Annotated in this window: 12 protein-coding genes; 2 read left to right on the top strand and 10 right to left on the bottom strand. The window is 64.7% G+C overall.

The features are described from left to right. Positions 1 to 61: 61 nt before the first annotated feature. From DK842_RS12555 to flgA, 5 genes are all read right to left on the bottom strand, one after another. A complete protein-coding gene (locus DK842_RS12555; protein WP_114061754.1) occupies positions 62 to 1,381 on the bottom strand; it encodes a DEAD/DEAH box helicase in 1,320 nt (439 codons plus the stop codon). Positions 1,382 to 1,522: 141 nt separating this feature from the next. Then, complete coding sequence (locus tag DK842_RS12550; protein ID WP_114061753.1) at positions 1,523 to 2,443, bottom strand: CobD/CbiB family protein; 921 nt, start codon at positions 2,441 to 2,443, stop codon at positions 1,523 to 1,525. 138 nt (positions 2,444 to 2,581) lie between these two features. Continuing rightward, the gene (locus DK842_RS12545) at positions 2,582 to 3,046 is read right to left on the bottom strand and encodes a flagella synthesis protein FlgN (protein ID WP_168191897.1); all 465 of its coding nucleotides are present in this window, start codon (positions 3,044 to 3,046) and stop codon (positions 2,582 to 2,584) included. A 34-nt stretch (positions 3,047 to 3,080) separates the two neighbouring features. Beyond that, positions 3,081 to 3,383: a flagellar biosynthesis anti-sigma factor FlgM gene (gene flgM / locus DK842_RS12540; protein ID WP_114061751.1), complete on the bottom strand. Its 303-nt coding sequence runs from the start codon at positions 3,381 to 3,383 to the stop codon at positions 3,081 to 3,083. Between the two features lie 89 nt (positions 3,384 to 3,472). Then, entirely contained in the window at positions 3,473 to 4,147 is a 675-nt protein-coding gene (flgA, locus tag DK842_RS12535) for a flagellar basal body P-ring formation chaperone FlgA (RefSeq protein WP_232538468.1), read from the bottom strand. Positions 4,148 to 4,283: 136 nt separating this feature from the next. Between flgA and DK842_RS12530 the strand changes: the two genes are divergently transcribed. Then, on the top strand, positions 4,284 to 6,392 hold the full coding sequence (locus DK842_RS12530) for an autotransporter outer membrane beta-barrel domain-containing protein (RefSeq protein WP_168194880.1): 2,109 nt from the start codon (positions 4,284 to 4,286) through the stop codon (positions 6,390 to 6,392). 68 nt (positions 6,393 to 6,460) lie between these two features. Here the strand turns inward: DK842_RS12530 and thrC are convergent, their stop codons facing one another. The 4 genes from thrC to DK842_RS12510 all read right to left on the bottom strand — a co-directional run bounded on the left by thrC (position 6,461) and on the right by DK842_RS12510 (position 10,853). After that, the gene (gene thrC, locus DK842_RS12525; protein WP_114061748.1) at positions 6,461 to 7,870 is read right to left on the bottom strand and encodes a threonine synthase; all 1,410 of its coding nucleotides are present in this window, start codon (positions 7,868 to 7,870) and stop codon (positions 6,461 to 6,463) included. After that, positions 7,870 to 8,202, bottom strand: a complete 333-nt coding sequence (locus tag DK842_RS12520) for a hypothetical protein (RefSeq protein WP_114061747.1) — start codon at positions 8,200 to 8,202, stop codon at positions 7,870 to 7,872. Before DK842_RS12520 ends, thrC begins: the two co-directional genes overlap by 1 nt. Beyond that, positions 8,195 to 9,505, bottom strand: coding sequence for a homoserine dehydrogenase (locus tag DK842_RS12515; RefSeq protein ID WP_114061746.1), 1,311 nt, complete (start codon positions 9,503 to 9,505; stop codon positions 8,195 to 8,197). Before DK842_RS12515 ends, DK842_RS12520 begins: the two co-directional genes overlap by 8 nt. 115 nt (positions 9,506 to 9,620) lie before the next feature. Further along, the gene (locus DK842_RS12510; protein ID WP_114063723.1) at positions 9,621 to 10,853 is read right to left on the bottom strand and encodes a pyridoxal phosphate-dependent aminotransferase; all 1,233 of its coding nucleotides are present in this window, start codon (positions 10,851 to 10,853) and stop codon (positions 9,621 to 9,623) included. A gap of 235 nt (positions 10,854 to 11,088) precedes the next feature. On the opposite strand from DK842_RS12510, the gene DK842_RS12505 reads away from it, so the two are divergent. Beyond that, a complete protein-coding gene (locus tag DK842_RS12505) occupies positions 11,089 to 11,457 on the top strand; it encodes an Mth938-like domain-containing protein (protein ID WP_114061745.1) in 369 nt (122 codons plus the stop codon). Here the strand turns inward: DK842_RS12505 and DK842_RS12500 are convergent. Further along, positions 11,454 to 12,767: an MFS transporter gene (locus tag DK842_RS12500; RefSeq protein ID WP_114061744.1), complete on the bottom strand. Its 1,314-nt coding sequence runs from the start codon at positions 12,765 to 12,767 to the stop codon at positions 11,454 to 11,456. The genes DK842_RS12505 and DK842_RS12500 overlap by 4 nt on opposite strands. Positions 12,768 to 12,847 lie beyond the last annotated feature (80 nt).

The following is a 12,847-nucleotide window of genomic DNA, read 5'->3' as shown; positions in this document are numbered from 1 at the left end:
ACAGGAACGCTCGGCCCGCCGCAAAACAAAACCCCGCCATGGCGGGGTTTATGCATCGCGATCAGCGGATGATTTCCACTTTGTAGCGCGGCGGCAGCAGCAGGGCCGGAATCTCGCGCTTGCCTTTGCGGCTGCGCCGGCCGGCGCGCGCCTGCTTCAACCCCTCGCTCTTGCCGCTGGACAAGGCCGGAGCCGACGGCGCGGGTTCGCGCGCAGGCTTGTTGGGACGCGGCAGCCAGGACGGCCAGAAACCGTCGGCGTTCTGAGGAGGTAGCGTCTGCTTGGTCAGCCTCTCGATCGCCTCATGCTGTTTGGACTCCTCCGGGCACATCAGAGAAATCGCCACGCCTTTGGCGCCGGCGCGGCCGGTGCGGCCGATGCGGTGCACGTAATCTTCCGGCGAATTGGGCAGCTCGAAATTCACCACATAGGGCAGCTCCGAGATATCCAGGCCGCGCGCCGCCACGTCGGTGGCCACCAGCACGCGCAGCGAGCCTTCCTTGAAGGCCGCCAGCGTCTCCAGCCGCGTGCCCTGCGTTTTGTCGCCGTGGATTGCCTCGGCATTCAGCCCGTCGCGTTTCAAGTCCCGCGACAGCTGGTCGGCGCTGATCTTGGTCTTGCAAAAGACAATGACCTGGCTCATCTCGCGCGAGCGAATCAGGTGAGCGAGCAACTGGCGCTTCTTGAAATTGTCCACTTGGTACACCAGCTGTTCCACCTGGTCGTTGGTGGCGTTCTGGCGCGCGACTTCCACCGTCTGCGGAGAGCGCATGAAATCGGCGGCCAGCCGTTTGATCTCGGGCGCGAACGTCGCCGAGAACAGCAGCGTCTGCCGTTCCTTGGGCAGCATGCCCATGATCTTGCGGATATCCTGGATGAAGCCCATGTCCAGCATGCGGTCGCCTTCATCCAGCACCAGCACTTCCACCTTGTTCAACTGCACGGTCTTTTGCTGGATGTGGTCCAGCAAGCGGCCCGGCGTCGCGATCAGGATTTCCACGCCGCGGCGCAGCTCCTGGGTTTGCGGATCCATGTTGACGCCGCCGAAGACGGTGGTGGCGCGCAACGGCAGATACTTGGTGTAAGTCTGCACATTGACGCCGATCTGGTCTGCCAACTCCCGCGTCGGGGACAGCACCAGCGCGCGAATCGGATGCATGGCCGGCGACACGCTGGTATTGGCGAACTTCTTCAAGCGCTCCAGTATCGGCAGCATGAAAGCCGCGGTCTTGCCGGTGCCGGTCTGCGCGGCGGCAAGCAGGTCGCGGCCGGACAGCACCAGGGGAATCGCCTTCTCCTGGATCGGCGTCGGCTGGCTATAGCCCTGCTCTTCGATGGCGCGCAGGATCTCCGGCGACAAGCCGAGTTCGGAAAACAACATTCAACACACTCCTGCAATACGTAAGGGCACGTTGCGCCTTTCGCGCCAACGCGCCCCGATGTTCATCAATCGAAGCGGCTCAAACCGCTCCCAAAATCGGCGCCGGACACAAGCGCGCCGCCCAAGGGCGGCGGCCGTCGGTCAACCCATATGGCTGGCCACGCTGATCAGCAGCGTCACCGCCAGCCATAGCAGCGCCGAGCGCCACACCAAGCCTACCGCGCTTTTCAGGAAGCTGGGATCGGCCTCGTCGCCCAGTCCCAGCTCGGGCCGGTACTTAACAGAATAGTCTTGCCGCAACGGATCGCCCAGCCTCACGCCCAGCGCGCCGGCGGCAGAAGCCAGCAGGATGCCGTTGGCGTAGTTGCCCCAGGTTCTGGCCTGGGATCGCCAGCAATAAATCGCATCCTCGAAATCCCCCATGATCGCAAAGGAGATTGCGGTCAGACGCACCGGAATCCAATCCAGCCAGGCGGCGAAGCGCGCGGCAAACAAACCGAACGGATCCTCGTCGGCATTGCGACTGCCCCACTTCTGATTGAGCATCGAGCACAGCCGGTACAGCAAGGCGCCGGACGGACCCGGCAATACGACGAACCAGAACATGGTCCCGAACACGTGGCGATAACTGTCCACCACGCCTTGCTCTATCGCCAGCCGGGATATCTCCTCGACGGTGAGTTCCGCCGTAGGCAAGCCGGTCCATTGGGCCAGCGCCACCCTGGCATCGTAATCCCGCCCTTCGGCCAAGGCCTGGGATATCTCGGAAAACGCGCTGGAGAAATGGCGGAAGCCCATGGTCAGGTACAACACCAGCACATTGAAGGCCAGCGCCAGGATAGGGCTCATCGCTTTCAGCGAATAGAACAGCAGCAGGCTCAGCAGCAGCGCGGGCACAATGGCGGCCAGCCAGGCGAGCACGCCGTGCCGCTCGGCGCCGGCATTCAGGTTGCGCTCGAGGTGGTTGGCGTAGCGCGTGAACAGCAGCCACACCCGGTTGCGATTGCCGAGCGGTCGCAGTTGCTCCAGGGCCAGGGCAAGAATCAGCGAAATCAGGGTCATGGATTCTGGTAGTGATTTTCACGGGACCGCTGGGGAAGATACCATAAAGGCCGGGTCGCGCCCACCGCGATGTCGCGGCGGCAGCGGAAACGACTAGGGCGCCATCGCTGGCGCCCCGTCTTGTTCTTGCCTCGCGGCTCAGGCCGAGCCAAGCAGCCTTCGACCGGTGACCGGCTCCGGCGTCTGTCCATCCCGCCCGTAGCCAAGCGTGGACGCCGCAGCGCTGCGCAGCACGTCCAGCGAGCCCTCCACCAACGCCAGGCGCTCGCTGACGAAAGCGGCATTCAGCTGATTGACGCTCTGCGCGCGGTTGATCGCGTCTTCCAACCGGGTCCACGCCTCGCAGGCGGACGGCTTGTCCGCCAGCCAGATGTACAGCGTATCCTTGTCCTGCACGCCCAACGATTTCATCAACGCCCCGCGCAGCGCGGATTGAGCGGCCAACTGGTCAAGCACCTCGCTCTTGCTGTCGGCCAGGGGCTCCAATTGCTGGCTTTCTCCCTGGATCAGCAAGCCCTGTTCCTGCTCCAGCAAAACAACAAGCCGGGCCACGAGCTCGCACTCGTCCCGGCAATGACCGACAAACTGCTCGACGGCTGACATATCGTTTCTTCCGTTACCCGCCTCTGCCATGCGCTCAGCCGTTCAGCAATTCCCGAGCCGACGAGATCAGCCCATCGGCGATCTTGTCGGCGTTGATGCTGAAGCTGCCGTTGGCGATCGCGGACTTGATCTGCTCCACCTTGGCGGCGTCGAACGACGGCTGCTGGGCGCTGGGATCGTTACCTATGGCGCTCAACTTGCTGGCCAGCGAATCGATCTTGACGCTATCGCTGCTGGAACTGGCGCTGGAGGCGCTGGAACTGGACGAGGCACGGGGCGCGGGCTTGCTCTGGCTGCTGTAGGCGCCCGACAGCTTGCCCGAATTGTCGATCTTCATGGCCTGACCTTCCCGTAGCTAAACTCAACTGATCCTATTATCGACCGAAAAAACAATCTCTTGAACTATTTTCTGCGATATTTCGCTGCCTAGAACACCACCGCCACGCTGCCGTCTGCCTGCACCATGCCGCGGACGACTCTGCCCGTGCTTAGCCGCACGCTGATCTGGTCGCCCTGCGCCGCGTTGCCCAAGGCCGTGCCCTCGGCTTCGGCGCTGAATCCCTCCCCCTGCGCCAGCACTTTCACCTGTTGGTTGCTGCGCACCAGATACGGCGCGCGCACCATGAAGTTGCGCACCCAGGCGCCGGCCGGCGCGCCTGTGCGCAATACCTGGCCCACAGCCTGGCTCGCATCGGTCAGCACATTGCCGGCCAAGGCCGGATTGCTGATGTCCACCAGCCTGACATCTTCGCCGGTAACCGTCTCGCCCGCGCTCATCGCCCGATTCAACACCAGGCCCAAACGCTTCTCGTTGATCCGTACGGGAATTCGCAGGGACCAACCCAATTCCTGGCAGGAAACCGCGACGAAAGTCGAGCCGGTGGTCACGCCCGGAGTCGCCCAATCCACCCTGGGCGTATGGCATGCAGGCACCACCAGCCTTCTGTCCAATTGGCCCAACGTCCAGGTCGCGGCGCGCATTTCCAGCTCCCGCTTGAGAAACAAGTTGGCCAGACGCTCCAGCTGCGCCAAGTCCTGCGCGCCACCCCAGGCGGCCCCCGCGGCCACCAGGCCGCACAGGATGATGATGAGTCTTCGCATCATCGCATTTTAACCGATGGCCCAACGACGCGCGATGTCGATTGACAAGCGGGGCTTATATTCGAATAATCGTTTGATTAGAGCTTAGACTCTTGACACTAAAAAATAGAGACAACACCTTTTGATGAGGAACAAAATGCGCAATCGCCTGACTACTCTCGCCCTGGCCACCGCGATGGCTCTGCCTTCCGCGGCAAACGCATACAGCAACATCTATTTCTTTGGGGACAGCCTGTCCGACATCGGCGCTTTCGGAGGCCTGGGCGGATTGCCATCGGGGGCCCACTGGACTTACCAGAATCAGCCCAACTGGACCTCCGTGCTCTCCAGCCACTATGGCCTGAGTTCCACCGCAAACAACCCAAGCAATGCCGCCAATACCAGTTCGACAGGCAATAACTACGCCCAAGGCGGCGCAGTGGCGCAAAGTTATGCATCCATCACCCAGTATCCCGGCACTACCGGAGCAAGCGGCTCGGTCGAGCAGTATGGGCCAGACGGCAGCACCGCCATCCTGGAATTGCCGACCCAGATTCAAAACTATCTGACCAGCACAGGAGGCAAAGCCGATGGCAATGCCGTGTATTCGGTCTGGATCGGAGGAAACGATATTTCCGCTGCAGCCGGCACGCTGACCACGGACAAAACCGCCGCCACCGCGACCAAGCTTCTGGCCACATCGGCCGGCACGGTCGGCACGCTCGTCGGGAGCCTACAAAACGCCGGCGCGAAAACGATCATCGTACCGAATGTTCCCAGCCTGGCGACCACCCCTGCCGCCTTGTATCAAACCGTTCAAAGCGTGGCCAGCGCTGTTGGCCAAAACGCGGGACTCAGCGGCGCGGCATTGGATACCTATGTCAACAACGCCGTTGGCGCGGCATGGCAAACCATCAGCAGCAGCGCCGTCACTCAGGCCAATCAAGACGCGGTCATCCAGCAAGCGCTTGCCGCCGCCAATACGTCCATGGGGGCGCCGGACTCGGTCACCACCTTGACCAGCACCTACAACACCATTCTCGCCGCCTTGCAGCAATTGAGTTCCGGCTATAACAGCCTTGTGGATTATGCTTTGCTCGGCAGCGGCCTGCAGCATGGCGTCGTGCGCGCCAATGTCGCGGGGTTGATGAGCGAAATCAGCGCGAACCCCAACCGCTTCGGCTTCACCAACACCATTGGCTCCATCTGCGCCACCAGCGCCATCACCTGCTCAAGCGCCGCCTATTCCCAGAGTTACATTTTCACGGATGGGCTGCACCCCACACCCGCAGCGAACAAGATCATCGGCGATTACGTGTACGGCCTGCTGCAGGCGCCCTATTTCGCCGCCGCCATCCCGCAGTCGTCGCTGAACAACGCGCGCCAACTGGGCAGCGCGCTGGATGCCCGCTACCAGGCGATACGCTCGCAAAAACGCGCGGTGGGCGAGGTCAGCGCTTTCGTCAACGGAGCCTTCGGCGACGACAAGGTAGGCTACGGCGGCCTGTCGGCCAAGCCCAAGGGCCAGCTATACACGCTGGGCGTGGACTTCCAGGCCACGCCGGCGCTGAGCGTGGGCTTGGCGATGTCGCGCCAGCAAGGCAAGACCGATGTCGACAGCGTGGGCACGCCGGGCAGCATCGATGACCGCGCTACCCTGATGAGCGGCTTCGCCAGCTACAACCAGGACAAGTTCTGGGTAGACGGCGACCTGCATGTCGGCTCCGGCGACCTCGACACCCAGCGCAACGTGGCCTTGGGGCCCGCCAGCGTCGGCATCAGCGGCAAAACCCGCTCCACCCAGTTCGGCCTGCGCGCCGCCGGCGGCTATCGCATCCAGTACCGCGGCGTCGCCACCGGCCCGGTGGCCGGCCTGGACTACGCCTACGCTAAAGTGGCGGGCTTCGCCGAACAAGGCGGCAACAGCAGCAGCATGTCCTTCTCCAGCCAGAACGTCAGCTCGCTGGTAGGCCGGGTCGGCTGGCAGCTGGATGCCGACATCGGCAGATTCAGCCCCTACGCCAAGGTCAGCTTCGCCCACGAGTTCAAGCAGAACGACCGCGGCGTGACCGCCGGCCTCGCCACCACCGTCGGCGACTGGACCACCAATCTGGGCAAGCCGGACGCCAACTGGATGGAATGGACCGCCGGCGTCAGCGCCAACTTCAGCAAGAGCGTCACCGCCTTCGGCCTGCTGACCGTCACCAGCGGCAAGAGCGGCGGCAACCAGACCGGCGGCAACCTCGGCGTGGCCATGTCGTTCTGATCGCCTAGCCCAAAACGAAACAGGCTCCCGAGGGAGCCTGTTTTTTTTGCCTGAACGCCGCGCCGGACTCAGCCCAGCGTCTTTTCGATCAGCGCCTTCACCTGGCCGGCGTCCGCCGGCAGCATCACTACCCGCTGCGGCAACGATTCCAACGCCTCGAAACCGTCCGGGCGCGGCGGCTCGCGGTCCAGCGCCTCGCGTATGGTTTCGGCGAACTTGGCCGGCAGCGCGGTTTCCAGGCAGACGACCGTTTCGCCTTCACGGCGCAGTTCGCGGGCCACCTTGATGCCGTCGGCGGTGTGGGTGTCCACCACTACGCCATCCTCGGCGTCCACTTGTCGGATGGTGGCGATGCGGTCGGCGTGCGCGCTCTTGCCGGAAACGAAACCGAACGCGTCGCGCACCCGCCCCATCGTTTCCGCATCCAGCTGGAAGCCGCCGCCGGCGTCCACCTCGGACCACAGCCGCTTCACTGCCTCGCCGTCGCGGCCCATCAAGTCGAACACGAAGCGCTCGAAATTGGATGCCTTGGAGATGTCCATCGACGGACTGGAGGTGACGTAGGTGCGCTCGCTGCCGCGCGGCGCGTAGCGGCCGGTGCGGAAGAACTCGTCCAGCACGTCGTTTTCGTTGGTGGCGACGATCAGCCGCTCCACCGGCAAGCCCATCTGCCGCGCCACATGGCCGGCGCAGACATTGCCGAAGTTGCCGGACGGCACGCAGAAGCTGACTTGCTCGTCGTTGCTCGCGGTCGCGCGGAAGTAGCCGTGGAAGTAGTAAACCACCTGAGCGACGACCCGAGCCCAGTTGATCGAGTTGACGGTGCCGATCTTGCGGCGCGCCTTGAAGGCGTGGTCGTTCTGCACCGCCTTCACGATGTCCTGGCAGTCGTCGAACATGCCCTGGATGGCGATGTTGTGGATGTTTTCGTCCTGCAGGCTGTACATCTGCGCGCGCTGGAAGGCGCTCATCTTGCCGTCCGGGCTCAGCATGAACACATTGATGCCGCGCTTGCCGCGCATCGCGTATTCGGCGGCCGAGCCGGTATCGCCGGAGGTGGCGCCCAGGATGTTAAGCGTCTCGCCGCGCTTATCCAGCACATACTCGAACAGTTGGCCGAGGAACTGCATCGCCATGTCCTTGAAGGCCAGGGTCGGGCCGTTGGACAGCCCCAGGATGGCCAGGCCGTCATGCAGGCGCTTGAGCGGCGCGATGGCCTCGCTGCCGAACACTTCGACGCGATAGGCGCGCGAGACGACGCCCTTCAGGTCGTCCGCCGGAATGTCGTCGGCGAACAGGCGGATGATCTCGAACGCCAGTTCGGCGTAGCCCAGGCCGCGCCAGGCATCCAGCGTGGCGCGGTCGATCCGGGGATAGCGCTCCGGCAGCAGCAGGCCGCCGTCCGGCGCCAGGCCCATCAGCACGGTTTCACAGAAGGGCAGCGGCGCCATGCCGCCGCGGGTACTGATATATCGCATCAACGTTGTTCCAGGTATTGGCCGCAGGCGGCGGAGGCTTCCTTCAACCTTTGCTTGCCGCGCGGATCGTCCTTCTTGATCTGGCCGGTGACCACGCCCATCACCTCTTCCGAGGTGAAGGTGCTGGCCAGCTTCTCGCTGGCGCACTGGCAGTAGCGCTGGACCTGTTCGTTGCCGGGCAGGCCGACGCCGTCGGAAGCCGGCGTGCGCTTGACGCATCCGCGCATCAAGAAGCCCTGCAGCAACTGATGCTGGCCGGGGCTGAGCGGCGTCGCCGCGGCGCCGCCGCTCAGCAGGGCGGCGCAGAGGCCGGCTTTCCAGATCCTAGTCATTCAACTCTTCCATGCGCAGACGCACCACTTTGCCGTCCACGCTGTCCAGCGCCTCGATGCCGGCGATGGCGCGTTCGATCGCCTTCTCCTGCACGCGGTGGGTCAAAATCACCACTTCGGCGGTGCCGTCGGATATCGATCCCTTCTGGATCAGCGCTTCGATCGAGATGCCGTTTTCCGCCAGCAGGCGGGTGATGTTGGCCAGCACGCCGGCGCGATCGATCGCCCCGATCCGCAAGTAGTAGGAACTGGTCACCTCGGCGATCGGCAGGATGGGCAGATCCTGCAGCTGGTCCGGCTGGAAAGCGAGATGCGGCACGCGGTGTTCCGGGTCTGAAGTCAGCAGGCGGGTGACGTCGACGATGTCGGCCACCACCGCGGACGCGGTCGGCAGCGCGCCGGCGCCGGCGCCGTAGTACAGCGTCGGGCCCAGCGCGTCGCCCTTGACCAGCACCGCGTTCATCACGCCGTTGACATTGGCGATCAGCCGGCCTTCCGGGATCAGCGTCGGGTGCACGCGCAGCTCCACGCCCTTGTCGGTGCGGCGGGTGAGGCCCAGCAGCTTGACGCGGTAGCCCAGCTCCTCGGCGTAGCGGATGTCGCGGCCGTCCAGCTTGCTGATGCCTTCCAGATAGCACTGGTCGAACTGCATCGGGATGCCGAAGGCCAGCGCCGCCATGATGGTCAGCTTGTGGCCGGCGTCGTGGCCTTCGATGTCGAAGGTGGGGTCCGCCTCGGCGTAGCCCAGCTGCTGCGCCTGGGCCAGCACCTCGGCGAAGCTGGCGCCCTTGTCGCGCATTTCGGTCAGGATGAAGTTGGAGGTGCCGTTGATGATGCCGGCGATCCATTCGATGCGGTTGGCCGCCAGGCCTTCGCGCAGGGTCTTGATGATGGGGATGCCGCCGGCCACCGCCGCTTCGAACGCCACCATCACGCCTTTTTCCTGCGCGCGGGCGAAGATCTCGGTGCCGTGCAGCGCCAGCAGCTTCTTGTTGGCGGTGACCAGGTGCTTGCCGTTTGCGATCGCCTTCAGCACCAGCTCCTTGGCGATGGCGTCGCCGCCGATCAGCTCGACCACGATGTCCACTTCTGGGTTGTCGACGACCTGATGCACGTCGTCCACCACGGACACCTCAGGCCCCAGCGCGGCGCGCGCCTTAGCCGCGTCGCGGCTGGCGGCCACCAACAGGCGGATCTCGCGGCCGGCGCGGCGGGTGATTTCGCCGGCGTTCCGTTTCAGCACGGTGGCGGTGCCGCCGCCTACGGTGCCCACGCCCAGCAGGCCGATATTGATCGGTTTCATGCACATCTCCATTCAGTCCCTGGTTTTATTCCGGCCGAAGGCCGTCTGGACAGGCACGTCCTGTCCGGGCGGTCCTCGGGCGGCGAAGGAGAATCCGCCGCCCCAGGTCAAACGCTTACTCGGCGGCGCCGTGACGCTTGCGGTAGCTTTCCAGGAAGCGCGCGATGCGGCCGATAGCCTCGATCAGATCGTCCGAGTTGGGAAGGAATACCACGCGGAAGTGATCGGGCGCAATCCAGTTGAAGCCGGTTCCCTGCACCAGCAATACCTTCTCCTGCTGCAGCAGCTCCAGAATGAACTGCTGGTCGTCGGCGATCGGGTACACCTTGGGATCGAGCTTCGGGAACAGGTACAGCGCGCCCTGCGGCTTGGCGCAGGATACGCCCGGGATGTCGGTCAGCAGCTTGTGGGCCAGATCGCGTTGGCGAGCCAGGCGGCCGCCCGGCGCCACCAGGTCGTCGATGCTCTGGTAGCCGCCCAGCGCGGTCTGGATCGCGTGCTGCGACGGCACGTTGGCGCACAGCCGCATCGAGGCCAGCATGTTCAGGCCCTCGATGTAATCCTTGGCGTGCTTCTTCTCGCCGGACAGGATCAACCAGCCGGCGCGGTAGCCGCAGGCGCGGTAGTTCTTCGACAGGCCGTTGAAGGTCACCACGAACAGGTCCGGCGCCAGGGACGCGATCGAGGTGTGCTTGACCTCGTCGTACAGCACCTTGTCGTAAATCTCGTCGGCGTAGATGATCAGCTGATGCTGGCGCGCCACTTCGACGATCTGCTGCAGCAGCGCCGGCGGATACACCGCGCCGGTCGGATTGTTGGGGTTGATGATGACGATGGCGCGGGTGGACGGCGTGATCTTGGCGCGGATGTCGTCGATGCTGGGGAACCAGCCCTGCTCCTCGTCGCAGACATAGTGCACCGCGCGGCCGCCGGCCAGGCTCACCGCGGCGGTCCACAGCGGATAGTCCGGCGCCGGCACCAGCACTTCGTCGCCATTGTCCAGCAGCGCCTGCATCGCCATCACGATCAGCTCGGACACGCCGTTGCCGACGATGATGTCGTCCATCGCCACATTCGGCAGATGCTTCTGCTGCGCGTAATGCATGATGGCCTTGCGCGCGGCGAACAGGCCTTTGGAATCGGAATAGCCGGATGCCGCCGGCAAATTGGCGATCACGTCCTCGATCAACTCATCAGGGGCGAAGAAGCCGAACGGCGCCGGATTGCCGATATTGAGCTTGATGATGCGATGGCCTTCGTCTTCCATCTTCTTGGCGTGCTCCAGCACCGGGCCGCGGATGTCGTAACAGACGTTGGAGAGTTTCTGCGATTTATGGACTGGCTGCATGGCGGCGGCGGCTTCCGTTTCAGGCCGCCCGCCGGACGGAACGGTCTTGCGCTGGCGGTGTGGTTGTTTCATGTGATCTCTTGTCTTGGTCCTGCCGGCTGGAAACCACGCTTCGCGCGTAGTCGCGCCGGCCCCGGGTCTGGGTATAATCCTATCCCAATCTTTGGTGCGCTGCACAGCGCCGCCGCGCGGCCCGCTCGCCGCGCGCCCCACACACGCCAATGGAGCCATTCCGATGAAAATGCATCAGTCGCTGGGACAAGGCAAAAACCTGTTCACCGGCTACGGCGAAGGCCACGTGCTGATCAACGCCGAGCGCCGCGACGGCAACCTGATCGTCAGCGCAGACGAGGTGGCGGTCTGGTCCGCGCCTGACTTCGCCAGCCTCGCCGCCGAGCACTTCGAGGCGCTGCTGGCCTACCGGCCGGAAGTGGTGCTGTTCGGCTCAGGCGCCAGCCAGCGCTTCGTCCATCCCCGGCTGTACGCGGCGCTGACCCAGGCCGGCATCGGCGTCGAATGCATGGACACCCAGGCTGTCTGCCGCACCTTCAACATCCTGCTGGCCGAAGACCGCCGCGTGCTCGCCGCGCTGCTGGCGATTTAAACGCCTTTCTCAGCGGCCCGCCGCTCGGGCTCTCGATGGTAAATCCACACCACCGCGGCCGAACCCAGCGACACCAGCGCCAGCAAGGCGAACAGCGCCGACTGGCCCCAGTTCAATCCGATCAGCGCGCCGCCCAGCCACGGCCCCAACACTGAACCTATCCTCCCCATGCCCAGGCTCCAGCCCACCCCGGTGGCACGCAGGCTGGTGGGATAGGCGCCGGCCGCCAGCGCGTTGACCGCCGGCTGGCCCCCGATGATGAAGAAACCGACGCAGAACAACAGCGCGTACAGCCACAAGGCCTGTCCCTCCACCTGCCCCAGCAGCCACAGTCCCAGAGCCGCCAACAGAAAGCAAGGCGGCAACGCGCGGCGGAACCCGCCGCGGTCTATCCACCACCCCAGCAGCAGCGTGCCAGCCACCCCGCCCAGCTGCAGCATGCTGCCCGCCAGCAGCGCGTCGCGCATTTCCAGCCCCTGCGCGCGCAACAGCGACGGCATCCAGTTGGACAGGAAATACAACACGATCAGATTGAAGAAGCTCAGCAGCCACAACAGCAGCGTGCGCCGCGCCAGCCCGTCGGCGAACAATGCCGCCACCGATCCCGCGCGGGACGGCGCCTCCGCCAGCCACGGCCGGCAATCGGCCGGCAGGCCCGGCTCCATCCGCCGCAGCCAGAACAATGCCTGAAGCGCGCGGCCGCGCAGCAGCAGAAAGCGCGCCGATTCCGGCAGGCCGCGCAGCATCGGCAGCCACAGCAGCAGTGGGGCGACGCCGCCGAACACGAACACCGCGCGCCAGCCATGCGCCGGAATCAGCCACGCCGCCAACAGGCCGCCCAGCAGCGCGCCGGCGGTGAAGCCGCAGGAAATGATCATCATCAGACTGGCGCGCCGCCGCGCCGGACTGTACTCGCCGGCCAGCGCCATCGCGTTGGGCATGATGCCGCCCAAGCCCAGACCGGTGAGAAAGCGCAGAGCGATCAACTGCGGCAGCGTCTGAATCGCCGCCGTCGCCAGCATGCCCGAGGCGAACATCAAGGTGCAGGCCAGCAGCACCGGCCGACGGCCGACCCGGTCGGACAAGGCGCCGAACAGCAGCGCGCCCAGCAGCAGGCCGAACAGCCCAGCGGCGAACACCGGCCCCAGCGCTGATTTGGCGATGCCCCAATCCTCCAGCAAGGCCGGCGCGACATAGCCCATCGCCTGCACATCGAAGCCGTCCAGAATCATGCACAGCCCGCACAACGCCAACAGCCGGTACTGAAACCCGCCCAACGGACGCTCATCCAACCACTTGCCCAACTCCATCCCCGCTCCTTCGATATGCAAATGTCAAAACAGCATCGAAGAAAGGCGGGAACGGGTCAAGCTGCGGCGCAGCACACATT

This window comes from Chromobacterium phragmitis, from assembly GCF_003325475.1.
Lineage (GTDB): Bacteria > Pseudomonadota > Gammaproteobacteria > Burkholderiales > Chromobacteriaceae > Chromobacterium > Chromobacterium phragmitis.
Note: the sequence above shows the minus strand (reverse complement) of the source record. Positions and strands in the feature narration are given on the sequence as shown.